This window comes from Pseudomonas sp. FSL R10-2964, from assembly GCF_009600035.1.
GTDB classification, from domain to species: Bacteria; Pseudomonadota; Gammaproteobacteria; order Pseudomonadales; family Pseudomonadaceae; genus Aquipseudomonas; species Aquipseudomonas bubulae.
This window is the reverse complement of the sequence record NZ_WIWH01000003.1, coordinates 29,623-51,384: the sequence shown is the minus strand read 5'-3', so window position 1 is coordinate 51,384 and position 21,762 is coordinate 29,623. Positions and strand designations below refer to the sequence as shown.

Here is a 21,762-nt window from a genome sequence, read left to right as displayed (position 1 = left end):
GTAAAAAGGCCTGGCTCCCACAAGGAGCCAGGCCTTTTTTGTCGGGCCTTTATTTGCTGTCAAACAACCCGTGCTTGATTGCGTACATCAGCAAGTCCGTACGGTTGATCAGGTCAAGCTTCTGGTAAATGTTGCTCAGATGGTTATGCACGGTGTGCTCGCTGATGCCCAGGCTTCCGGCGATGCTCATGTACTTGGCCGAGGGCTCACCCACGATGGCGCGAATCAGCTCTCTCTCGCGCAAGGTCAGACGCGATTGTTTCTCCAGTTCCAGATTGTGTTTCAAGGCCGTATGCCCGCTCGCAGCATAGTCGCACAGGCCGCCGGTCCAGGCCCTGTTGAGCCCGGTGTCTCGATGGTGGACCTTGATGATGGCAAGGATGATCGACTCGGTCGGGTCTTCCGCCAGTACGATGCCACGAGCACCCGCTTCCATTGCCTGGGTTGCGGGTATGATCTCGTACAGCCCTTTGAGCACCAGCACTTTAATCCCGGTACTGCGGGTGAGTTGGGTGATGACCGCCAGCGGGTTCAGCGCGTCCGGAAAGAAGCTAAAAAATATGACATGGGGTCGTAACTGATCGGCAAGGTCAAGCGCATGGGTATAGGTGGTGGCCTGGCCACTCACTTCCATTTGAGGCTTCCTGGCATTGATCAAGTCGTGAAGACCTCTGAGAACAAGCGGGCGACAGTCGATCAGCATCACACGTATGGGTTTTCTGAGGGGGGGCATTACCTTCCTGACTCCCTTGAACCATCAATCACCTCTACCCGCTGCCCGTTCGAGTAGAAGCAAAAACAATCAGGAGTACTTATCAATAGCTTGCGCCTGTTGATGTTCTTCCTCGGGCTGTCAGGTAAGTCTAGGACAGACCTGCGTGCTGCCCCGCCTGCCAAAACGGCAATCGGGCAATGAGTTTTTTTATCAGACACCTCGTGTTTATTCCTGCATGCGGCCAGCAGACTACGCAAATCAAGGCCTTAGGCGTGCTGCAGGGGGGACGCGACATGTATGACAGGCATCATGCGTGTCAAAAAAACAGACAGATGGTGTAACGCCAGGTTAACAGATAAGCACAAAGTCAATTAAATGGCGTTATCGCGGATCCGCAATGTCCGCCGCCGTACTGCCCGGATTCAGCCACAGATTCACGCTTGCGACACTTTCACCAGGTGGCTTGCCCGCCCAGCGATTGAGCGTAATGACATTGGTGACGAAGTCGTACTGGGTCTTGAGCAAATCCCGATGAGCCCGGTATTCGTTACGCACACTGGTCAGCACATCGACGGCATTCACCATCCCGTAACCGAACGCTTTTTCTGCGGCGGCTCTGGACAGCTGTGCCGAAGCCAGGGCATGGCGACTGGCGCTGATCTTCTCTGCGCTGGTATCGGCCGTCAGGTAGGCGCTGGTGATTTCCTTGACCACCCGCCGCTGTACCGACTCCAGCTGTTGCTCGGCCGCGATCTGATCCTGATACAGCCCGCGCACCCGTGCCGAGGTCGAGCCGCCGCTGTATATCGGTACCTGCAGGCCGATCCCGGCCACATAACTGTCGGTGCGCGGCACCAGGGCATTGTTATAGCCTTCGTTGGACTGCTGCGCGCTGAGGGTCAGGCTCAGAGTCGGATAGTGCCCGCCCTTGCCGCTACGCAAGGCCGCGCCAGCCACCTCTACCCCGCTTTCATTGGCCTTGAGTGCCGGGTTTTGCGCAACCCCTTCGCGCACCCAGCTTTCCAGGCTCTGCGTCGAAACCCGTAACTGCACATCGTCGCGCACGCGACTGAGCTTCTCCTTGACCGGCCGTCCGACGATCTCGGCCAGCGCTGCGCGACTGACGCTGACCTGGTTACGGGCATCCAGGACCTGCGCCGCCAGGCCGTCGACACGGGCCTTGAGGTCCAGCTGATCGGTAATCAGGGCCAGCTGTTTGGCGTACAGCGCGTTGACCCGGTCCAGGCTTTTTTGCGTGGTACGCAGCTCGGCCTGAATCAGTTCGAGTTCATCTTCGGCGGCCAATACCGTGAAGTACCGCCGGGCCAGCTCTACCGTGGCCTCGGACTGAGCCTCCAGGGCTTCGGAATCGGACTGTTTGGCCATGCTTTTGAACTTCTGGTAATTCTCCCAGGTGGACTTGTTGTACAGATACTGACGCAATACCAGACTGTAGACTTCACTGTCGAAACTCTGCTGCACCAGCTCGTTTTCCTGGTGAATCCGGTTGACCCCGGCGTTGAGCGATACCTGCGGCAACAGGGTGCCCATGGCTTCACGCTGGTACTCCTGCCCTGCTTGCGCCCGCGCACGGGAGGCCAATATTCGCGGGTCCTGCAAACGGGCCTCGCGATACAACTGCATCAGGTCAGTGGTGAATGTCGATGCGCTGACCCCTTGCGCCGCCGGCACTGCGCCTTGCGCAAGGGCAACCCCCGCGGCAAGCCCGAACAAACCACCCAGCACGCGTGCAGTCACTTGCATGATCACTCCTCAATCATCGATTGTGAGAGGGCATTGCGCGCCGGTTGCATCAGGTAGTGCAGCAGAGTGCGCTGCCCGGTGATGATCAACACGTCCGCCGGCATGCCCGGCAGCAACTTGCGTTCCCCCAGGGTGTGCTCACCGGCTTTGGTCACCTTGACCCGGGCGAGGTAATAACCGGCCCCGGTTTTTTCATTGATCAGCCGGTCTGCCGAAACACTGCTGACCTCGCCTTCGATCACCGGTGTGGTGGCGCTGTTGAATGCGCCAAAACGAATATCCGCGCGCCTGCCGATGGCAACACGATCAATGTCCACCGGCGCCACCTGGGCCTCTATAACCAGCCCCGAGACTGACGGCACAATATCTAGCAACGGGGTCGCCGGGCGCACCACGCCGCCAATCGTATGCACGGTCATGCCGATCACCATGCCCGCTTCGGGGGCGCGAATCACGATATGGCCCAGGCGGTCTTCCAGGGCGCTGGCGCGCTCCTGCAGGTCGTAAATTTTGCTCTGGACCTCTGCCAGTTGCTTGACCACTTCGGCATTGAAGTCCTTGTCGATCTGCAGGATCTGCAGCCGGGTTTCATTGATCTGCAAGCGGATGGTGGTGATTGCGGAACGGTGCTCGACCACTTCCGACCTGAGCAGTTGGCGCTTGCGTTCCTGCTCGAGCAGACGCTGTTTGTCGACAAAGCCCTGGGCCAGCAGGTCAGTCAATTCGACAATTTCACCACTGTAAGACCTGTCCAGATGCCCCTTGGCGCCAATAATCGCCTGGGTGCCATTGATCTGTTCATTCAACTGGTCAATGCGCTCTTGCAGCACGGCAATCTGCCCCAGGCGCGAGCCTCGCTGGGCGTTGAATACCCGGATTTCGCCCTGGCGCGCTTCGCCGCCCCGCTGGATGTCGGCTGTGGCCAGCGGTGCAAAAGCAATCTCGGGCAGATTGTCGCGCTCTGCCACAAGCCGGGCTTCCATGGCTTTGGCGGCAATCAGTTGCCCACGGGTCATCTGGTATTCGAAGCGCAGCGGCGTATCGTCGAGAATGATCAGCGGGTCATCCTGTTTGACGGTATCACCGTCATGTACCAGCACCTCTTTGACGATGCCGCCTTCAAGGTGCTGTACCGTTTTGCGATACGCCTGCACGGTCACCACACCCGGTGCATAGGCCGCGCCATCAAGCGGCGCGAACGCAGCCCAGGTGCCGAACACGCCGAAAGTCAGCACCACAATGACAAAACCCAGGCGTCGGATTTTTCGATCGCTAGTGGTCAGTTCGGCAAAGTTGTCAGTTGATGGAATTGGGATCATGGGGTTCATCGGAACCGTCCTTGCCGTTAGCCACCGCAGCCATGGCGGTTTCAGCCTGCATGGTCTGTTTTGGCGCCTGCTGTGCGTTGAGCTCCGTCAGCACGAGCTCACGCGGCCCGAACAGACTGAGGCCGCCGTTGCTCATCACCATGAGCCGGTCAAGCTGGGACACAATATTGGTGCGATGGGTAATCACAAACAGGGTGGCACCTGACAGCCTGATCCTGTGAAGGGCAGCTATCAGGGCTCGGTCACCGACTTCGTCGAGATTGGAATTGGGCTCATCGAGGATGATCAGCCGCGGGCTGCCGTACAGGGCGCGAGCCAGCCCTATGCGCTGGCGCTGCCCGCCGGAAAGTACCACGCCGTCACCACCAATCACGGTGTCGTAGCCATCGGGCAACAACAGGATCATGTCGTGAACACCGGCCGTGGTGGCCGCAAGAATGACTTTCTCGGAATCGACCCGGGTAAAACGGGCAATGTTGTCGCTGACGCTGCCTTCGAACAGCTCGATGTCCTGGGGCAAGTAGCCGATATGGGGCCCCAGTTCATGTTTATCCCAGGCGCTGATATCCGCGCCATCCAGGCGCACCACACCTTGCAGCGGTGCCCAGATGCCCAGCAGCGCCCTGGCGAGGGTAGACTTGCCCGCCGCACTGGGGCCGATAATGCCGACCACGCAACCGGCCGGCACACTGAAACTGATGTTCTTGATGATGGCAATATTCGAGCCGGGAGCCGCAACGGTCAGGTTCTCAACCTGCACGTCGCCCTTGGGCGCCGGTAATGACATGCGCTCGGGCTGAGCCTGTTGGCTGGCCAGGATCGCGTTAAGCCGGGCGTACTGCGAGCGCGCCGCAATAAAGCCTTTCCAGCTGCCGATAATCAGATCAATGGGTGCCAGTGCCCGGCCCAGCAGCACCGACCCGGCAAACACCAGCCCTGCCCCCACCTGATGATCAACGGCCAGATAGGCCCCCAGTCCGAGAATCAGCGATTGCACCAGAATCCGGAACGACCTGGACAGGGTGCTGATCATGGCCCCTTTATCGCTGGCCCGGGATTGCAGCAACAGCACATTTTTTTGCCGGGTCCACCAACGGTCCATCAAGGTTTCAAGCATGCCCATGGATTCGATGACTTCGGCATTGCGCAGGTTTTTCGTGGTGTAGAGCGAAGCGCCAATATGCTCCTTGTTGGCCTGGGCCAGCGTCGGCCCGGTCAATCTTTCATTAACAAACGCAAGCAACAGCAACAACAGCGCACTGCCCGTCGCCACCCAGCCAAACCAGGGGTGAAACATAAACATCACGGCGATATAGATGGGTAGCCAGGGGGCATCAAAAAAGGCAAACAAGCCGTTACCGGAGAGAAACTGACGCAAGCCGGTCAAGTCATTCAGCGGTTGGGCCGAGGCGTCCATCCCGCCGCTTTCCAGGGCCCGCTTGAAACTGGCCTTGTAGACCTGGCGGCTGAGCAGCATGTCCAGGCGGTTGCTGACCCGGACCATGATCCGTGATCGGGTCCACTCAAGGCAGCCGAGGGTGATCACCAGACCGGTCATGATCAGCGTCAACATGCTGAGGGTGGTCAGGCTGCCGCTGGTGATCACGCGCCCATAGACCTGCAACATATAGAACGTGGGAACCAGCATTAACGCATTGATAAAGAAGCTGAAAAAACCAACGGAGAGAAAGCTTTCCCGGCAGGCTTTCAACGCAGTGTGCAGGCTGTTTTCAGATGGGCTACGCATTGAAAATTCCAGCTTTGAAAGCCTTCATTAGTAAAGCGTAGATCATGCCCGGGCGGTGTGCTTAGCGTGGCGCGGCACGAAAACTTCACTGACAGACAAAGACTGACAGACCAACGCACAGGCAATCCCCCACGGGGCAAAAACTCACTGCCGGGCCACTGGGGCAAACATTCAGTTACGAACGGTCGTCTTGAATTTATTCATATCCGGAGTAGGCTGGATTTATACCTGTATCGGAGGCAGTCATGCATCTAGTCGCCCAAAATCCTGAGCCCGACATCACCAGCGGCGATGCAGGTCGTGTTGCCCTGACCTTTTTCTTCAGCCTGATGGAGCACTGGGGTTGCACCAAGGATCAACAGTGCACCCTGCTCGGCGCCATTGGTAACACCACCTACTTCAAATACAAAAAACTGCCGAACGTGCGCTTGCCCCACGACACTCTGGAACGCATTTCGTACTTGATGGGCGTACACAAAGCTCTGCGCATCCTGTTCAGCAACAAGCCTGAGCGGGCCTACGAATGGGTACACAAACCCAACACCGCAGCGCCCTTTAATGGTCAGAGCGCCTTGGGCTACATGCTCGCCGGTCAGGTGGTCGATCTGGCAGACGTGCGTCGTTATCTGGATGGAGTACGAGGCTGATGCCAGATGCAGTGCTGCCTGAATGGACCAAGGCTTACCGCATCATCAATAGCGCCTTCCCGCCCATCTCGGTATTTGAAGACACCCTGGATCCAGCAGATCTTGAAATCGCCTTCGCCCTCGAAAGCCTGACCAATGACCGCCTGCGTGACCAGGCAGGCGTGCTGCAACGGGTAACGCCAGAAGACCGTCTGTGCGGCGAAGGCTCGACGCCGATAATGGCCGCCTTTACCCATATTGGCCGGGCCAGTCGTTTTACCGATGGCACTTATGGTGTGTACTACTGTGCCAACAGCCTCGAGGCCGCCATTGCTGAGACCTGCTTTCATCAGGAACAATTCTGGCGGGCCACCCGGGAAGCCAGTATTGAAATCACCCTGCGCACCTATATCAATCGCGTGGTAAAGCCGATGATCGATATACGTGGCGTTGCCCGACTGCACGATCCTTCACCTGCCCGATATGGCCTGCCCCAGGCCTTCGCCCAGCCATTGCGGGCAGATGGCGCCTGGGGCCTGCTGTACAACAGCGTGCGCCTGACCGGCCACGAATGCGTGGCTGCGTTTCGCCCTCCAGCACTTTCACTACCGGTTCAGGGCCAGCATTTGAGATATGTATGGGATGACAAGGCGCAGGCGATTACCTGGGTCCTGCAGCTCAGCGAAGTGCCAAGATAAGGCCAGGGATTCCGGCGAACGGGTCACCTGATCGATTTCTTCAGCCCAGCCTTTGAAGTCCCTGAACTTCAGGCTGTGAACCGCAGGGAAAACCGTGCTTTGCACAAGCCCATGCTCGGCGTGACCAGCGCGTGGCAGGTTTTGCCAGCAACCTTCAGAGGGTGTATTGCTTGAACAGTTCCTCTTTGATGATCAACAGCGCATCTTCGTAGTAGCGCTCGCCGCGAGCCTCACTGAGCAATACCGAGCGCACACTGCCCTCGCCTTCGGCAGGCGTGTGTTCGCAGGTCAGGTAGAACTCGGCGGTTTCAGGTTTGAATTCCAGGTAGTAGAACAACTCGCGACCTTCGCGGTGCCAGTAGCCGATTTCTCTGCGCATAGGGGTTCCTTGGTTAGCCAGATGAAAAGCCCCTCACCCTAACGCGCTGCGGCAGGGAAAAGGGACTTGATTGGGGGACGCTAAAGTTTGTTTGCTGGTTGCGGCCTGTGCCCTCTCCCTCCTGGAGAGGGCTGCAAACCCGCAATCCTTTCCAGCGCCACTTTTAAAGCCTGGACACTGGCAGCCGCCGTCAGGCTGATGCGCACCGCATGGCCAGCGCTGGACTTCACCGCAAATACATCCGCCGGCACCACCTCAACGCCAACGGCGCGACACGCCTCGGCGCCGTCTTCCACAGTCACCCAGATATGCGGTGATGGCGTGTCTGTCTGATACATCGCAGCCCCCAAAAACTTTTTTGCCAGGCGCCAGCGCCGGCTCACTTCCAGGGTTTGCCACTCCAGCCGCGCTTGTGCTGTGCCATCACTGATCCATTGGCAGGCGATGGCCTGGCACAGCGGCGATACCCCCCAGTGCGCCGACTGCGCATAGGGATCAATACGCGCCAGCAGCTGTGGGTTAGCCACAATCCAGCCCAGGCGCACTCCCGCCGCAACGGTCTTGGACAAACTGGTGACCAGCACTGCGAGCTCGGGCAAAAAGCGGTACAACGGCGGGCTGTCGGTCAGCGCACCATAGACATCGTCTTCAATCACCTGCACACCATGGCGTCGGGCAATATCGGCAATCGCCAGCCTGCGCTCAACGCTCATCACCGCCGAAGTCGGGTTTTGCAGGGTCGGGGTCAGTATGGCAACCCGCGCACCCGTGGCGCGGATCATCCGGTCGAAGTCCTGCGCCAGGATCCCTTCCCGATCCATCGCGACGCCATGCATGGGCAAACGCAACTGTGCGCAGGCAGCCTTGATTCCCGGCGCAGTAAAGGCTTCAACCAGTACCGCATCGCCTGCCTGGCATAACGACAGCAGCACCGTAAACAGCCCTTGCTGGGCGCCGGTGCAGAGCATGATGTTGTCCACGTTCAAGTCCAGCCCGCGGCCCTTGAGCCAGGCCGCGCCCTGTGCCCGTGCCTGCAACAGATCCGCAGCGCTCAAATAACCCTGCAAGCGGATCGCCTGGTTACTGTCGAGCAACCAGGACAAGGCCAACCCATCCTCTTCACCAAGATGGTCAATGGCGGGCAGGTTGGTTCGCAGGTCGATACGGGGTGTCTGCTCATCGGCGTGTTGCAGCCTGAACAGCGTCGCCTCCTGGCTGCTGGCCAGTACATAGGTACCACGCCCTACCTCACCCGAAACCAGATGCCGCCTGGCCGCCTCGCGATAAGCCTGCATCGTGGTACTGGGGTTCCAGCCCAGCGCCCAGGCCAGACGCCGCTGGGGTGGCAAACGTGCACCGGGTTGCAGTTCGCCGCAGGCGATGGCCCGGGTGATTGCATCGACCAGCGCAAGATAGCGCGGCTGGTCTGTGTCATTGAGGGTTGGCATCCACATTTATTGTTGGCCATGCAATATAAGGGTCGGCCCATACAATGCGTCGTGCCTAGAATCGAGTCAAATCCCTCGATGACGGTGTGCCATGTTTGATTTGAATGCCCTTCGCCTTGCAGCCCATACCGTGCACCAGACCCTGGCGCCCACACCGCAACTGGCCTGGCCTTTGCTGACCGAACGCATGGGTTGCACGGTATGGGTCAAGCATGAAAACCACACGCCCACCGGTGCCTTCAAAGTGCGCGGCGGCCTGTTATATGTGCAGGGGTTGCTGGCCCGCGAACCGGGCACCAAAGGCCTGGTCACAGCCACACGCGGCAATCACGGCCAGAGCCTCGCACTGGCAGCGCGCAGCGTAGGCCTTCCAATCCGGATCGTGGTGCCGGAAGGCAACTCGGTGGAAAAGAATGCCGCCATGCGTGCCCTCGGCGCTACCGTGATTGAATGCGGCAAGGATTTTGACGAGGCCCGCACCCATGCGGCGGTGCTGGCGCACACTTATAAATTGCACCTGGTCCCCGCCTTCCATCCCGACCTGATTCGCGGCGTGGCCACTTATGCGCTGGAGTTGCTAGAAGCAGTGGAAGAACTGGACACAGTGTATGTCCCCATCGGCATGGGCTCGGGCATTTGCGGGCTGATCCAGGCCCGCGACTTGCTGGGCCTGAAGACCGAGATTGTCGGTGTGGTGTCTGCGCACGCCGATGCTTATGCGCAAAGTGTCGAGCAGGGCCGTGTGGTCTGCACCGAGTCGGCCCACACGTTTGCTGACGGGCTGGCTTGTCGCCAACCGCTGCCCGAGGCGCTGGAAATTATTGCCAAGGGCGCGGCGCGGGTGATTCGGGTGTCCGACCAGCAGATCGCCCATGCGATTCGGGTCTACCATGAAACCACCCATAACACCGCTGAAGGCGCAGGCGCCGCCGCGCTGGCCGGCCTGATCAGCGAGCGCTCAAGGCAAAAAGGGCGCCGGGTTGCACTGATCCTGAGCGGCGCCAACATTGACCGCCTGCTGTATGCCGCCATTCTGGCCAACAGCGCTGACGCATGACCTAAAGGAGTGTGTATGCAGTACCTGATTCGCCGCGCCACACCGGGCGATGCCCAGGCCATCAGCAAGGTGGTGATTGCCGCCTTGCGCGAATCCAATGCCCGGGACTATTCCCCCGAGGTGATCACCCGGATCGGGCAGAACTTCTGCCCGGCCTCGATTCTGAAGTTGATGCAGCAGCGCCAGATGTACGTGGCCGTACACGAACACCATGTAGTGGGAACTGCCAGCCTGGATCACGCGGTGGTGCGCAGTGTGTTCGTCAATCCGGGCCATCAGGGCCGAGGCATAGGCCAGCAATTGATGGCACGCATCAAGGAGGCGGCCATTGTTGCGCAGATTCAAGAGCTGCGGGTACCCTCCTCGCTTACGGCCGAGTCCTTCTACGCGCAACTGGGCTTTGCGAAAGTACGCGACGAGTTCCATGGGGACGAGCGCACCGTGATCATGGCCCTGCGTCTGGACGACTAAATCCCGGGGCAGCTATGCTGAGCCTGATGACTTCTTCTGCGTCGCTGCGCTCACCCTGCCCACCCGGCGCCTGCATCTGCGAGCGGGAGCAACTGTTGGCGACACCTGGCACCGACCTGCGCATCCTCAACCTCACGCGCCAGGCCGAGAAAGTGCTGATCGAGCGGCTGGAAAACCTGAAAAGCTTCGACGATCTTGAACATATGCAGCGCCGCATGCACGAGCAACTGGGCATTGAAGTACTGATCGACCCCGGCGTCACAGAAGTGCGTACCATGCGAGGCATTGCGATACACCTCGCCGAGCAACCGGGCCTGTGCCGAAAAACCCGACAGGCAATCCCGGCCGCCATCCGCCGGGCGCTGGAGAAACGACCTGAAATTGCCTGGAAACTGCTGGATGGTCACGGCTTGTTTAGCGACCCCTGAATCGGCTCTGAACAAGGGCTTTAACCCCGGAAAAGGTCATATTTTGCGGCATATGAACAAATTCGCTTGCCATAACCCGAATCTCTGCCCTATAAGCGCGTCTTTTAAATTAACTGAGTCATACCAATGAGTGCCGGATTCACCGAGGACGACATGCGCAGAGCGCTCGGCCTTGATCTGCCTGCTGCCCCGGTTCAACCTGAAGTTGAACCGGCTCCTGCCAAAACCATCCCTGCTCCGAAAAAAGCTGCGGCACCTGCCAAAGCGCCATCACCTGTGCCGAAAAAGCGCAGCGGGCCTGTCCTGCGCGTCACCATGAGGGTGACCAAGGTGTTTGACGGCGATGAAAGCCTGTTTGTCCATGACTCCAAGGATTTGAGCCGATTCAACGCCGAGCAAGAGGCGAAAAAAGCCCTGGCCAAGGCTGGCTTTAAATACTTTGAACTCGAGTCTATTGTTTCGGTGGACTGAGTCTGCCGCAGACCACCCGTTTTGCCGCCACACCAAGGAGCCCGAACATGCAATCGCAACCCCTGAACGCCAGCGACTTTGACGTGATCGAAAACACGCTGCTCAAATACGGCGACGATCACTCCGTGCTCAACCCTTCGGAGCTCGACGGTTATTTCACCGCACTGGTTTCAAGCCCGACTCAGGTCGATATCGCCGACTGGTTCCCGGCAATCTGGGGCGGTCAGAACCCGGCCTGGGAAAACCCTGAGGAAGCCAAACAGTTCATCGAACTGAGCGTTCGCCATATCAATACCCTGGCCCGGCAACTGGCTGAGGACAGCAGCGCATTTGTTCCGCGTTTCGAGCAGACCGAACATCTGGGCCAGGATGTAACCCTGGCGGAAGAATGGTGTTTTGGTTACACCCGTGCGGTGGCCATCAGCAACTGGCCAGCACTTCCGGCGCCGCAAGCACGCTTGCTCCAGGCCATCGCCGACTGCGCCGAGCAGGACAACTTCGAACTGCCCGACGACCTCGACGTTGCCGCCCACCAGCAAAGCGTTGCCGCCATTGCCCCTGCGGCCCGGGCGCTGCATGACTTCTGGTTGAGCCAGCGCTGAGCTCGGCGAAGCTGATTTTGATTTTGTAGCAGCTGCCGAAGGCTGCGTCCGGCGGCGAAGCCGCCGTAAAATCAGCCACCGCGATTATCCAGATAAACCTTGCACTGCGCATTTACGATCGCTTCGCAATCGGACGCAGCCTTCGGCAGCTGCTACGAATTGTGCTGCGGCACACTATAGAAACCATCCCCATGACCACCCTCAGCCATTACGATTCCCCGGTCAGCGAACCGATCAACAGCCAGATCCTGCAGCTCGTGGTCGATCACCTGAGCGATATCAGTGCGATGGAAATCGCCCCGAGCAATCTGCTGTACAGCATTTATCAGTACGCCATCGGCTTTGAAGTGCATCTGTACCTGCAGGCACTCGACGGCACCAAAGGCATTGCGGTCGAGCTGATTGTCGCCACCGATGCCCAGGACCCGGAAAAAGTAACGGGCTTCGCCTTGTACCTGCCTTTCAAGGACGACCCCCAGGCCTGCGGCATTGCCTATATGGCCGAGCTGGCCAGCCACCGCCATCTGGGGGTGACCCGTTCGATGCTCGAGGAAGTCGTGCGCCGCTACCCTCACACCGAGCTGACTTGCAGTGTGACCAAGGTTGCGGAATTCGAGGCAATGGGGCAGCAAGTCATCGGTACCCGCGGCCCGCAAGTGCTGATGAACACCCGTGACCATAGCAGCGACGGCCTGATGGCCGTGCTCGACGTCGCCGCGATCTACCAGTCCACCGAAGTGCGCCAGATCCATACCTACCTGCTGCAACGTAACGGCAAAAAGGCCATGCTCGACGCCGAGAAGAAACGTGATCGCCAGATCGATCAACTGACCGCCCGGGCCAAAGCCTTTGTGGCCCTGGCAAAAGACTAAAGGGGCGAAATAACGCATCATGGTTGCACTCCGTTAAGAGGGAACCCGTATGCGCGCTCACTTCACCCTGCCCCGTCTCGGCGCCTTGACACTGAGTCTGGTGTTCAGCGCTGGCGCCGTGGCCAGCGAAGAATCGCAACTGATCGACTCGATCAATGCTTATCGCAGCCAGATTCAATTGTGCGCAGGGCAGGCCTCGCAAGAGTTGCCGCCACTGTCGGCCGACACCCGCCTGGTGCTACCGGCCAGCAGTTTTGGCGATTTGCAGCAAGCCCTGGCACAGGCGGCATACCCGATGGTCAACGTACAGGCGATCAACCTGTCCGGCCCCCGTGACGCCCAGGCCGCCATGAAAGCCGTCCAGGAAAGCTTTTGCCGCGTGGTGCTGGACCCGCAATTTGTCGATATCGGCGTCAGCCACGACCAGCGTGACTGGCGCATCGTTCTGGCCCGTCCGCTGCTGGCGGCACGCCTGGGAGACTGGCAGGCCGAAGGCCAGAAGGTCCTCGAGATGCTCAACAGCGCCCGTAACCAACCCCGCCAATGCGGCACCCAGGCCTTCGGCCCTGCCGCGCCCCTGACCTGGAACACCACCCTGGCTAGCGCTGCCGAGAGTCATTCACGGGACATGGCCAACAATAACTACTTCGATCACAAGGGCCGCGATGGCAGCACCCCGGGGGATCGCGCTGAACTGGCGGGCTATATCGCGCAGCAGATCGGTGAAAATATCGCCGCCGGGCAGGACACCACGCGCAAGCTGGTCGACAGCTGGCTGGCCAGCCCTGGTCATTGCGCCAACGTGATGAATCCCGGGTTTCGCGAGCTGGGCGCAGCCTACGCGGTAGACCCAAAAAGTGATGCAGGAATTTACTGGACGGCCCTGTTCGGGACGCAGTGAGGTATTGCGAAGGGGTTGAGCGAGGCGGTAACGCGAGATAAAGCAGCCCCACCCGAGCAGCGTCGGGTGGGGCCGTTTTTTTACAGCGCCATGTCAGCCGCTGGGTTGCTTGGAGCAGGCTTTGCCGGCTCCGTAGCAGGCGTTGCAGTGTGAGTTGCCGCCGGGATTGCCGGTGGTGGAGTCAATTGCAGGACTTCAGCCGTGTAGGCCCACTCTTGGGCAACGCGATCAGGATCGCCGTTCAGCTTGGTGCCATAGCTCGGCACGATCTGGTGCAGCTTCGCTTGCCACTCCGGTGTTGCAACCTTGTCCTTGAACACGGTTTCAAGCACGGTCAGCATGATCGGTGCAGCCGTGGAGGCACCCGGGGATGCGCCCAGCAGACCGGCGATGCTGCCATCTTTGGCGCTGACAATCTCGGTACCGAGTTTCAGCACGCCGCCCTTCTCTTCGTCACGCTTGATGATCTGCACGCGCTGACCGGCCTGCCACAGGCGCCAGTCTTCGGACTTGGCGTTCGGGAAGTACTCTTTCAACGCATTGAAGCGGTCTTCGTCCGACAGCATCAGCTGACCGGCCAGGTATTCAACCAGTGGGTACTGTTCGATACCCACTTTGGTCATTGGCCAGATGTTGTGCGGGGTGGTGCTGGTCAGCAGGTCGAAGTACGAACCTTCTTTCAGGAACTTGGTCGAGAAAGTCGCGAACGGGCCAAACAGGATAACGCGCTTGCCATCCAGCACGCGGGTGTCCAGGTGCGGAACCGACATCGGTGGCGCACCAACCGAAGCCTTGCCGTAGGCCTTGGCCAGATGCTGCTCGGCAACAGTCGGGTTATCGGTTACCAGGAACGAGCCGCCAACCGGGAAGCCTGCGTATTCCTTGGCTTCAGGAATGCCGGACTTCTGCAGCAGGTGCAGGGCACCGCCGCCAGCGCCGATAAAGACGAACTTGGCGTCAGTTTCGGTTTTGCTGCCATCTTTCAGGTTTTTGTACACCACGCGCCACGAACCATCTTCATTGCGCTTGATGTCTTCAACTTCGCTCGACAGTTTCAGCGAGAAGTTAGGCTTGGTTTGCAGGTAAGCCGCGAACTGGCGTGTGATTTCGCCGAAGTTCACGTCAGTACCGATCGGAGACCAGGTGGCCGCGATTTTCTGGTTGGGATCGCGCCCTTCCATCATCAGCGGAACCCACTTCTTGATCTGCACCGGGTCTTCGGAGTACTGCATGCCCGCGAACAGAGGGCTGGCCTGCAGGGCTTCATAGCGCTTTTTCAAGAACTTGATGTTGTCATCGCCCCACACAAAACTCATGTGCGGCGTGGAGTTGATAAACGAGCGCGGATCTTTCAGTACGCCGTTCTTGACCTGCCACGACCAGAACTGACGCGATACCTGAAAAGCCTCATTGATTTCAATGGCCTTCGGGATTTCAACGTTGCCGTTCTTGTCTTCCGGCGTGTAGTTCAGCTCAGCCAGGGCGGAGTGACCGGTACCTGCGTTGTTCCAGCCGTTGGAGCTTTCCAGGGCAACGCCATCGAGACGTTCAATCATCTCCATGGACATGCCGGGTTCCAGCTCGTTGAGCCATACACCCAGAGTAGCGCTCATGATGCCGCCGCCGATCAGCAGTACATCCACGTGTTTAGGTTCTGCCGCATGCACGGAGGTAATCCCCATGGTCAGCGCCAGGCCCAGTAGCCCCTTGTTCATTTTTTTTAACATGTTGTAGTACCTAAGATAAAACGCCATCTGCCCGGCACTCGGTGCCTGAATTTGCCTGACCCACTACAGACGGTCACCTGCAATCGAGCCAGCTTCAAGCCCCGAACGGGCAGACATATAAGGCCTGTGCACGTTACAGACCTCACTTCATGTACCTTGGGCGCTGATCTCTTGTTGGTCTTGGCTTCAGCTACTTGGGTAACATTTTGGGTACAGCGGATGTGACTCCCTTGATGTCCGGCCTGCTCGCGGCTCCTTCCGGGGAACCTGCGTGGGCATGACGCTCCAGGGCGGCCAGCCGACTTACCGCGACATTCTACCTCAGGTGGCACTCTGGGCGAAGCAGCAGTAGCCAAGCCCCGCGCTCAGGTATAATCGTGCCTTTGCCCCGCCTATCAACAGGATTCACCCATGTCTTTAAGCAAACGCACCCAGGCACAGATCGAACGTCGCCTGATCACCTCCCTGACCGAGGCCTGCGAAACGGCCAAATCACAGATCCCGGGGTTTGCCTGGTTGACCCATGTTGTTGACTACGAGGCCTTCCCGGCCAGCCTGAAGGTGGTCTGGGTGTTCGATACGCAAGCCAGCAAAGACTTCGCCCTGGCCGATGGCGAGGCGCGCTATATGGGTGAGCTGACGGCCCAGGCGCTGGCGGATGCCGGCGTAAAGGTGCGTAACGGCTCGGCCCATGTATTCTTCGATTCAGAAGAAGAGTGCCAGCGCAGTTGTGGCGGCAACTGGCCCAAGCGCCTGGCGCAAAAACAGACCGGACGCAGTTGAACCGTGGCAAAAGACATTGAAAACCCGTGCATTGCAGTTTGCCAGTTAAGTGGTGAGCTATGCGTGAGCTGCAGTCGAACCCGGGAAGATATCCGCAAGTGGCGGGGCATGAAGCGCCCGGAAAAAATGGCCGCCGTGCAGCGCGCCAGCGCTCGGCTCAAGAGCCTGCGCAAGAAGAACGGCTAAGCCCGCTACGCCAGATACTTGCCGAACCAGCCCAGGGTCCTGTTCCAGGCCAGAGTAGCCGCGGTTTCATCGTAGCGAGGCGTCGAGTCGTTATGAAAGCCGTGATTCACTCCCGGGTAAATATGCGCTTCATGGACTTTACCGTTGCTGTTCAACGCCTGCTCAAAAGCTGGCCAGCCGTCATTGATCCGTGTATCCAGCCCGGCGTAGTGCAGCATCAACGGTGCCTGGATACGGGCGACCTCGTCTGCACCGGGCTGGCGCCCGTAAAACGACACTGCAGCTCCCAGCTCCGGGTAGGCCACTGCCGCCGCATTGGCCACCCCGCCGCCATAGCAGAACCCGGTAATCCCAACTTTGCCGGTACTGGCATCATGCTGCATCAACCACTCCACCGCCGCGAAGAAGTCATTCATCAGCCTGGCAGGGTCGACTTTTTGCTGCAGCGCCAGGCCTTGCTCATCATTGCCGGGATATCCGCCCACTGACGTCAGGCCATCGGGTGCCAGAGCGATATATCCCGCCTTGCCCAGGCGCCGGGCAACATCTTCGATGTAAGGATTCAGCCCGCGGTTCTCATGCACCACCACCACGGCTGGCAGCTTGCCCGCTGCCTTGGCTGGCCGCACCAGATAACCGCGCACCTGGCCGTTGCCCCTGGGCGATGGGTACATGATGTACTCGGCAATGATATCCGGGTCGGTAAAGGAGACCTGCTCGGCGAGTGCGTAGTCTGGGCTCAACGCCGTCAGCACCGATAACGCAGTGGTGCCCAGGGCGAATACAGCAGCACGGTCAAGAAACTCGCGACGGTTGATCTTGCCGTGGGCGTAGTAGTCATAAAGCTCAAGCAATTCAGGGGCAAAGTCTTTCGCTGTCAGACGCGTCATCTTGGCGTTTCCTTGGGCCGGTAGCGCTTAACCATAGAGCAATTTGTAGCTAAATGCGTCTCAGACCTTTTACCTTGTGCTGTGGGATACCATACCGGCCATGCCTGAAACCTGTCAGGCCAGAACCATTAACTGAAGGGGTATCAAACGGTGAGAATTGCACTTGTGCTGTTGTTGAGCGCGTTTTCCATGCTGGCCCAGGCCGCGAATATCGGTGAGCGCCTGACGCCATGGACCCTGAACGACCAGCATGACCAACCCTACACCCTGGACGAAAAAACCCAGGTGCTGCTGGTAGCGCGCAATATGGACGGTTCCAAGCTGGTCAAGGCTGCGCTGGAAAACCAGGCCAAGGGCTACCTGGAAGCACGCAATGTGGTGTTTCTCGCCGATGTGCAGCGCATGCCCTCGCTGATCGGCAAATTTATCGCCATCCCGGCCATGCGTGACTACAGCTACCGTGTTGTGCTTGACCGCGACGGGGCTGTTGCCGCCCAGTATCCCGGTGCCGAAGACAAGATACTGTGGCTGCAACTGGAGAGTGGCAAACTAATGTCACAGCAAGAGTTTTCCAGCGCCGACGAATTGCGTGCGGCACTGGAAAAACTGCCGGTGCAATAATCGCGTGTAAGGGATCTGGCTAGCACTTATCGCATCGGCGGCAAACCATAAGCCGCCAGATCAAAGTCGGCCAGCTGGCGGATGATCAGGTCGGCATGCGTGTACTTGCTGTCGGCCATGGCTACATCAGGTACGGCAATCGCAGTCATGTTGGCGGCTTTGGCAGCCGTTACCCCGAAAGGCGAATCTTCGAATACCAGGCAGTGCTCGGGCGCAACACCCAGGCGCCGTGCCGCCGTCAGGAAGATATCCGGTGCAGGCTTGGCTGCCCCCACTTCAGGGTCGTCAGCGGTGACAATGGTGTCGAACAGCTCAAACCACTCACCATGCAAGGTGGTTTTGTGGGCAAAGGAATGTTGCGATGAACTGGTGCCCACGGCAATTGGCACCTTGTGGGCCTTGAGATGGCGCACCAGCGCCTCGGCACCCGGCATGCCCGTGGCTTTGGGGAAGCGTTCTTTTAGCAACGGCTCGCGGACAACCAGAAATTCCTGCGCGGTGATCGGCAATTCCAGCGCCTTGACCAGAAATTCTGCCAGGTCCAGGGCGCCACGGCCGATGATGTGCTGCTTGATGCTCCAGTCATAGGTGCGACCGTAGCGTTCGGCGATGATCTGCGTGACTTCGGTGTAAATACCCTCAGTATCCAGCAATAACCCGTCCATATCGAAAATCACGGCCTTGATCGGGCCGACAGCAGCACGCGGTGTAGTCATCACAACAAATCCGTTGGCAGGAAGGATTCAGCACCATAACACCGGGAGAAGCACAATGTGCTGCAGTCATCGCCAATCATCAAGTCTCAGCTGGTGATCAGCATCCGTGATCAGCATCCGTGATCACGGCATCACCATATACGATTGGCACACTGCGCTGCAGGGGTTGAAAGTGGGCTTATTGCCCCACTCATAAATCCAATACTAGGAGGCACGCATGCCCCAGTCCCTGCCAACCCTGTGCGGTTCGATCATGGGCTCGCCCTTTTCTCTCTCTGCGAAAATCCACAATGCGGCCTACGCGGCCCTGGGCCTGGACTACACCTTCGTCTGCTTCGGCATCGAGGACCCGGTGGCGGGCGTCGCGGCCATCCGCGCATTGGGTGTGCGCGGCATGAACGTGTCCATGCCCTACAAAACCGTCGTGATGGAGCATTTGGACGCGATCGATGAATCCGCGCTGGTCATTGGCGCGGTCAACACCATCAATAACATCGACGGCGTTCTCACCGACTACAACACCGACTACCTGGGTGCAGTACGCGCCCTGCAGGAAGTCTGCGAGCTCAATAACCAGCGTGTTGCCGTAATCGGCGCCGGTGGCGCAGCGCGGGCCGTGGTCTTTGGCTGCCTGCAAGCGGCAGCCCGGGTCACGGTGTTCAACCGCAGCAGTGAGCGTGGCCAGGCGCTGGCCGCAGATCTGGGTGCACGCTGGGGTGGCAGTGTCGGGGCCTTTGCTGCCCGGGATTTCGACATCGTGATCAATGCCACCAGCGTGGGCTTCAGGCAGCCCGACAACAATCCGCTGGACGGGCTGCTGGCCAGCCATCTGATCGTCATGGATGTAGCCTTTATGCCCGTGCGTACCGCCTTGCTTCTGCAAGCCGCCGCGCTGGGCTGCCGCACCGTGTCCGGCACACGCATGCTGGTGCAGCAGGCCTGCCGGCAAATCGAGTTGTACACCGGCGTGGAGGCCCCCATCAACATCATGGAGCAGGCCATGCTCGAGGAGATACATCGACTCAAATTGTAAGCCCCCCTGCTGCCTATCGATAACAAGATGCCGTAAAGGCGCCTACCAGAAGGTACCAACATGACTCACGATCATGCTTCATCTGATATTGAATTGGTCCCCGAAAGCCCGGAACACAAAAAAGACCTGCACCGCGCTGCCTGGGCCTGCTCCCTGGGCAGTGCGCTGGAATACTACGACTTTGCCCTCTACACCCTGGCAGCGGCGCTGATTTTCGGGCCGCTGTTCTTTCCTGAACAAACCCGCACCATGAGCCTGATTGCCAGCTTCGGCACCTACTTCCTGGGCTTCGCGATAAGGCCATTGGGTGGTGTGCTGTTCGGCATGATCGGTGACCGCGTGGGACGCAAGTTCGTGCTCACCTCCACGGTGTTGCTGATGGGTATTTCCAGCACCCTGATCGGTGCCCTGCCCACGTTTGATCAAGTCGGCTACCTGGCCCCGGTGCTGCTGGTGGTGCTGCGTTTGCTCCAGGGCCTCGGTGCAGGTGCCGAACAGGCCGGCGCGGCAGTGATGATGACCGAGTATGCACCCCCGGGCCGACGCGGTTTTTACGCTGCCCTGCCCTTCCTTGGCATTCAACTGGGCACCATCCTTGCCGCGCTGGTGTACTTCATGGTTATCAGCAGCAGTGACAACGTGCTCGAAAGCGGGTTGTGGCGCATACCGTTCTTCAGCAGCGTGGTGATCGTCGCCCTGGGCCTTTACATGCGCCTGTCGCTCAAGGAGTCGCCGACCTTTATCCGCCTCAAGGCCCTCAAGCGCGTCTGCGACAATCCGCTAAAAAGTGCGATGAAACACTCAAAACCGACGCTGCTGCTGGGCATTGGCCTACGCCTGGGAGAAAACGGCGGGTCTTCGATTTATCAGGCCCTGGCGGTGAGTTACATCGTTGGTGTGGTCGGCCTGCAAGGGCCGGTGGGCGTGCTCACCTTGATCTGCGCCGCCAGCCTGGGTGCTCTGACCGTGCCGATTGCCGGTAAACTCAGCGACCGTTTTGGCCGTGTAGTGGTGTACCGGGCCTTTGCGCTGCTGCAACTGGCACTGGCGTTCCCGGTATGGTGGATACTGAGCCAGGGCAATGTGATCGCGAGCATTATTGCTATCTCTATCGCGCTGGGCATCGGCACCTGGGGCATGTTCGGCACCCAGGCGGCGCTGATGCCTGAACTGTTCGGCTCGCGCCACCGCTATATGGGCGTATCCATTGCCCGGGAAGCCTCGGCGGTGATTGCTGGCGGTATTGCGCCCTTGATTGGCGCCGGGCTGATCGCTCTGGTCGTGGCCAGTCACGATGGCGATGCCAGCGCCGGTATCGGCGCCTGGTTGCCGATTGCCTGCTACCTGTCGCTGCTGACGCTGATCACCCTGTACACCACCTTCAAGACCCCGGAAACCCTCAACCGAGATCTGGACGAGCCCCGTGATGCCTGGGAAATGCTGCCTGCTCACAACGCTCCGCAGATGACGCCACAGCCGGTGGTGCAACCGACGCCACGCTGATGCTGCGTGCTGCAACCTGACTCATGCAAAGAGCCTGCTGACTGCAGGCTTTTTTGCGCCAGCACGATGCTGCTCTACTCGTAATCATAATCGGTCACCAGAAATACCACCGCGACTGACGCAACGCTAAGAAAGGTCTGACTGTATTGATTCGGGATAAAAGTAGAATCTCAGGCAAGGAGTGAATCGCCCTCACAGTGACAGGAGTCAGGCGTCAGATGGCGGCCCGACGTCACTTGCCAATCGCAGGAGACAATATGAAATCATCCATTACCCTTTACGACGCGCTGACATCCATCAGTATGCCTTCAGGTAAAACTAAAGCCGTTGTCGAAGCCTGGGAGAATGAAGTGAAAGATCTCGCCTCCAAATCAGACCTCGGGCAAACCGAACGGCACCTGAAAGCCTCCATTTCAGAATTGGGCGCTGAACTGCGCGTTCTGATAAGGGAGCAAGGTGTAGAGCTCAGGTCATCCGTCAAGGAACAAGGCCTCGAACTGCGCTCGTCAATTACTGCGCTGGAGGCCCAGGGCAAGATTGTTCACTGGCAGTTCGGCATCATCTTCATTTGCATCAGCGTGCCATCGATCAAATTGGGATATGACTTTCTCAACAGGGCTTTACTGGGGGAGTAAAGCCCTGGCCGACCTTGGTGATGACTTCAACTGAACAGCCTGCATCATTATGGGCTGTTCAGTATCCGGCTTGGGCTTGAAGCAGCTTGCGCATGAAAACCCGGGCAAAGCCGTATTGCGTGGCCCTGTGGGTTTCCTGATAAACGTGCTTTTTATAGATT

The 21,762-nt window shown here is 59.0% G+C and carries 24 protein-coding genes; 15 read left to right on the top strand and 9 right to left on the bottom strand.

Annotated elements, in window-relative coordinates:
• Positions 1–49 precede the first annotated feature (49 nt).
• The 4 genes from GHN92_RS02660 to GHN92_RS02645 all read right to left on the bottom strand — a co-directional run bounded on the left by GHN92_RS02660 (position 50) and on the right by GHN92_RS02645 (position 5,554).
• On the bottom strand, positions 50–733 hold the full coding sequence (locus tag GHN92_RS02660) for a response regulator transcription factor (protein WP_150628403.1): 684 nt from the start codon (positions 731–733) through the stop codon (positions 50–52).
• 363 nt (positions 734–1,096) lie between these two features.
• Positions 1,097–2,479 carry a TolC family outer membrane protein gene (locus GHN92_RS02655; protein WP_153379317.1) on the bottom strand — a complete coding sequence of 461 codons (1,383 nt, stop codon included), beginning with the start codon at positions 2,477–2,479 and terminating at the stop codon, positions 1,097–1,099.
• A gap of 2 nt (positions 2,480–2,481) precedes the next feature.
• Positions 2,482–3,807: an HlyD family type I secretion periplasmic adaptor subunit gene (locus GHN92_RS02650; protein WP_153379315.1), complete on the bottom strand. Its 1,326-nt coding sequence runs from the start codon at positions 3,805–3,807 to the stop codon at positions 2,482–2,484.
• Positions 3,776–5,554 (bottom strand): type I secretion system permease/ATPase, encoded by a 1,779-nt coding sequence (locus tag GHN92_RS02645; RefSeq protein ID WP_095024756.1) that lies wholly within the window; start codon positions 5,552–5,554, stop codon positions 3,776–3,778. Before GHN92_RS02645 ends, GHN92_RS02650 begins: the two co-directional genes overlap by 32 nt.
• Positions 5,555–5,799: 245 nt before the next feature.
• On the opposite strand from GHN92_RS02645, the gene GHN92_RS02640 reads away from it, so the two are divergent.
• Positions 5,800–6,201, top strand: coding sequence for an MbcA/ParS/Xre antitoxin family protein (locus GHN92_RS02640; RefSeq protein WP_095000440.1), 402 nt, complete (start codon positions 5,800–5,802; stop codon positions 6,199–6,201).
• Entirely contained in the window at positions 6,201–6,878 is a 678-nt protein-coding gene (locus tag GHN92_RS02635) for an RES family NAD+ phosphorylase (protein ID WP_153379313.1), read from the top strand. The genes GHN92_RS02640 and GHN92_RS02635 overlap by 1 nt, the downstream gene beginning before the upstream one ends.
• Before the next feature lie 154 nt (positions 6,879–7,032).
• Here the strand turns inward: GHN92_RS02635 and GHN92_RS02630 are convergent, their stop codons facing one another.
• A complete protein-coding gene (locus GHN92_RS02630; RefSeq protein ID WP_095000442.1) occupies positions 7,033–7,257 on the bottom strand; it encodes a hypothetical protein in 225 nt (74 codons plus the stop codon).
• 80 nt (positions 7,258–7,337) lie between these two features.
• Positions 7,338–8,711, bottom strand: coding sequence for a PLP-dependent aminotransferase family protein (locus GHN92_RS02625; RefSeq protein WP_153379311.1), 1,374 nt, complete (start codon positions 8,709–8,711; stop codon positions 7,338–7,340).
• An 85-nt stretch (positions 8,712–8,796) separates the two neighbouring features.
• On the opposite strand from GHN92_RS02625, the gene GHN92_RS02620 reads away from it, so the two are divergent.
• From GHN92_RS02620 to GHN92_RS02590, 7 genes are all read left to right on the top strand, one after another.
• Positions 8,797–9,762: a threonine dehydratase gene (locus GHN92_RS02620; RefSeq protein ID WP_095000444.1), complete on the top strand. Its 966-nt coding sequence runs from the start codon at positions 8,797–8,799 to the stop codon at positions 9,760–9,762.
• Positions 9,763–9,777: 15 nt separating this feature from the next.
• Positions 9,778–10,233, top strand: a complete 456-nt coding sequence (locus GHN92_RS02615; protein WP_095018058.1) for a GNAT family N-acetyltransferase — start codon at positions 9,778–9,780, stop codon at positions 10,231–10,233.
• A 26-nt stretch (positions 10,234–10,259) separates the two neighbouring features.
• Entirely contained in the window at positions 10,260–10,661 is a 402-nt protein-coding gene (locus tag GHN92_RS02610; protein WP_095000642.1) for a hypothetical protein, read from the top strand.
• 126 nt (positions 10,662–10,787) lie between these two features.
• Complete coding sequence (locus GHN92_RS02605) at positions 10,788–11,132, top strand: hypothetical protein (protein ID WP_095000446.1); 345 nt, start codon at positions 10,788–10,790, stop codon at positions 11,130–11,132.
• A gap of 47 nt (positions 11,133–11,179) precedes the next feature.
• Positions 11,180–11,734 (top strand): UPF0149 family protein, encoded by a 555-nt coding sequence (locus tag GHN92_RS02600; protein ID WP_095000447.1) that lies wholly within the window; start codon positions 11,180–11,182, stop codon positions 11,732–11,734.
• A 191-nt stretch (positions 11,735–11,925) separates the two neighbouring features.
• Positions 11,926–12,606 (top strand): GNAT family N-acetyltransferase, encoded by a 681-nt coding sequence (locus tag GHN92_RS02595; protein ID WP_153379309.1) that lies wholly within the window; start codon positions 11,926–11,928, stop codon positions 12,604–12,606.
• 49 nt (positions 12,607–12,655) lie between these two features.
• Positions 12,656–13,507 carry a CAP domain-containing protein gene (locus GHN92_RS02590; RefSeq protein ID WP_153379307.1) on the top strand — a complete coding sequence of 284 codons (852 nt, stop codon included), beginning with the start codon at positions 12,656–12,658 and terminating at the stop codon, positions 13,505–13,507.
• A gap of 80 nt (positions 13,508–13,587) precedes the next feature.
• Here GHN92_RS02590 and mqo read toward each other — a convergent pair whose 3' ends face one another.
• Entirely contained in the window at positions 13,588–15,234 is a 1,647-nt protein-coding gene (gene mqo, locus GHN92_RS02585) for a malate dehydrogenase (quinone) (RefSeq protein ID WP_095018062.1), read from the bottom strand.
• A gap of 411 nt (positions 15,235–15,645) precedes the next feature.
• Between mqo and GHN92_RS02580 the strand changes: the two genes are divergently transcribed.
• Together GHN92_RS02580 and GHN92_RS02575 are read left to right on the top strand one after the other, a co-directional pair.
• The gene (locus GHN92_RS02580; protein WP_095000451.1) at positions 15,646–16,017 is read left to right on the top strand and encodes a hypothetical protein; all 372 of its coding nucleotides are present in this window, start codon (positions 15,646–15,648) and stop codon (positions 16,015–16,017) included.
• Between the two features lie 3 nt (positions 16,018–16,020).
• Positions 16,021–16,203: a DUF1289 domain-containing protein gene (locus GHN92_RS02575; protein ID WP_178102588.1), complete on the top strand. Its 183-nt coding sequence runs from the start codon at positions 16,021–16,023 to the stop codon at positions 16,201–16,203.
• Between the two features lie 5 nt (positions 16,204–16,208).
• On the opposite strand, the gene yghX is transcribed toward GHN92_RS02575, so the two are convergent.
• On the bottom strand, positions 16,209–17,093 hold the full coding sequence (gene yghX, locus GHN92_RS02570) for a YghX family hydrolase (RefSeq protein WP_095000453.1): 885 nt from the start codon (positions 17,091–17,093) through the stop codon (positions 16,209–16,211).
• A gap of 150 nt (positions 17,094–17,243) precedes the next feature.
• Between yghX and GHN92_RS02565 the strand changes: the two genes are divergently transcribed.
• Positions 17,244–17,714 (top strand): FAD/FMN-containing dehydrogenase, encoded by a 471-nt coding sequence (locus GHN92_RS02565; protein ID WP_178102587.1) that lies wholly within the window; start codon positions 17,244–17,246, stop codon positions 17,712–17,714.
• 26 nt (positions 17,715–17,740) lie between these two features.
• On the opposite strand, the gene GHN92_RS02560 is transcribed toward GHN92_RS02565, so the two are convergent.
• Positions 17,741–18,430, bottom strand: a complete 690-nt coding sequence (locus GHN92_RS02560) for an HAD-IA family hydrolase (protein WP_095000455.1) — start codon at positions 18,428–18,430, stop codon at positions 17,741–17,743.
• A 217-nt stretch (positions 18,431–18,647) separates the two neighbouring features.
• Between GHN92_RS02560 and aroE the strand changes: the two genes are divergently transcribed.
• The 3 genes from aroE to GHN92_RS02545 all read left to right on the top strand — a co-directional run bounded on the left by aroE (position 18,648) and on the right by GHN92_RS02545 (position 21,601).
• Complete coding sequence (gene aroE, locus GHN92_RS02555; RefSeq protein WP_153379305.1) at positions 18,648–19,463, top strand: shikimate dehydrogenase; 816 nt, start codon at positions 18,648–18,650, stop codon at positions 19,461–19,463.
• Positions 19,464–19,523: 60 nt separating this feature from the next.
• Positions 19,524–20,966, top strand: coding sequence for an MFS transporter (locus GHN92_RS02550; protein ID WP_095000457.1), 1,443 nt, complete (start codon positions 19,524–19,526; stop codon positions 20,964–20,966).
• Between the two features lie 257 nt (positions 20,967–21,223).
• Positions 21,224–21,601 carry a DUF1640 domain-containing protein gene (locus GHN92_RS02545; protein WP_095000458.1) on the top strand — a complete coding sequence of 126 codons (378 nt, stop codon included), beginning with the start codon at positions 21,224–21,226 and terminating at the stop codon, positions 21,599–21,601.
• The last annotated feature ends 161 nt before the right edge of the window (positions 21,602–21,762 follow it).

What these genes read in the sequence shown, in the direction of transcription:
- GHN92_RS02660 (WP_150628403.1), bottom strand. Translation starts at nt 733, where the DNA reads ATGCCCCCCCTCAGAAAACCCATACGTGTGATGCTGATCGACTGTCGC.
- GHN92_RS02655 (WP_153379317.1), bottom strand. Translation starts at nt 2,479, where the DNA reads ATGCAAGTGACTGCACGCGTGCTGGGTGGTTTGTTCGGGCTTGCCGCG.
- GHN92_RS02650 (WP_153379315.1), bottom strand. Translation starts at nt 3,807, where the DNA reads ATGAACCCCATGATCCCAATTCCATCAACTGACAACTTTGCCGAACTG.
- GHN92_RS02645 (WP_095024756.1), bottom strand. Translation starts at nt 5,554, where the DNA reads ATGCGTAGCCCATCTGAAAACAGCCTGCACACTGCGTTGAAAGCCTGC.
- GHN92_RS02640 (WP_095000440.1), top strand. Translation starts at nt 5,800, where the DNA reads ATGCATCTAGTCGCCCAAAATCCTGAGCCCGACATCACCAGCGGCGAT.
- GHN92_RS02635 (WP_153379313.1), top strand. Translation starts at nt 6,201, where the DNA reads ATGCCAGATGCAGTGCTGCCTGAATGGACCAAGGCTTACCGCATCATC.
- GHN92_RS02630 (WP_095000442.1), bottom strand. Translation starts at nt 7,257, where the DNA reads ATGCGCAGAGAAATCGGCTACTGGCACCGCGAAGGTCGCGAGTTGTTC.
- GHN92_RS02625 (WP_153379311.1), bottom strand. Translation starts at nt 8,711, where the DNA reads ATGTGGATGCCAACCCTCAATGACACAGACCAGCCGCGCTATCTTGCG.
- GHN92_RS02620 (WP_095000444.1), top strand. Translation starts at nt 8,797, where the DNA reads ATGTTTGATTTGAATGCCCTTCGCCTTGCAGCCCATACCGTGCACCAG.
- GHN92_RS02615 (WP_095018058.1), top strand. Translation starts at nt 9,778, where the DNA reads ATGCAGTACCTGATTCGCCGCGCCACACCGGGCGATGCCCAGGCCATC.
- GHN92_RS02610 (WP_095000642.1), top strand. Translation starts at nt 10,260, where the DNA reads ATGACTTCTTCTGCGTCGCTGCGCTCACCCTGCCCACCCGGCGCCTGC.
- GHN92_RS02605 (WP_095000446.1), top strand. Translation starts at nt 10,788, where the DNA reads ATGAGTGCCGGATTCACCGAGGACGACATGCGCAGAGCGCTCGGCCTT.
- GHN92_RS02600 (WP_095000447.1), top strand. Translation starts at nt 11,180, where the DNA reads ATGCAATCGCAACCCCTGAACGCCAGCGACTTTGACGTGATCGAAAAC.
- GHN92_RS02595 (WP_153379309.1), top strand. Translation starts at nt 11,926, where the DNA reads ATGACCACCCTCAGCCATTACGATTCCCCGGTCAGCGAACCGATCAAC.
- GHN92_RS02590 (WP_153379307.1), top strand. Translation starts at nt 12,656, where the DNA reads ATGCGCGCTCACTTCACCCTGCCCCGTCTCGGCGCCTTGACACTGAGT.
- mqo (WP_095018062.1), bottom strand. Translation starts at nt 15,234, where the DNA reads ATGTTAAAAAAAATGAACAAGGGGCTACTGGGCCTGGCGCTGACCATG.
- GHN92_RS02580 (WP_095000451.1), top strand. Translation starts at nt 15,646, where the DNA reads ATGTCTTTAAGCAAACGCACCCAGGCACAGATCGAACGTCGCCTGATC.
- yghX (WP_095000453.1), bottom strand. Translation starts at nt 17,093, where the DNA reads ATGACGCGTCTGACAGCGAAAGACTTTGCCCCTGAATTGCTTGAGCTT.
- GHN92_RS02560 (WP_095000455.1), bottom strand. Translation starts at nt 18,430, where the DNA reads ATGACTACACCGCGTGCTGCTGTCGGCCCGATCAAGGCCGTGATTTTC.
- aroE (WP_153379305.1), top strand. Translation starts at nt 18,648, where the DNA reads ATGCCCCAGTCCCTGCCAACCCTGTGCGGTTCGATCATGGGCTCGCCC.
- GHN92_RS02550 (WP_095000457.1), top strand. Translation starts at nt 19,524, where the DNA reads ATGACTCACGATCATGCTTCATCTGATATTGAATTGGTCCCCGAAAGC.
- GHN92_RS02545 (WP_095000458.1), top strand. Translation starts at nt 21,224, where the DNA reads ATGAAATCATCCATTACCCTTTACGACGCGCTGACATCCATCAGTATG.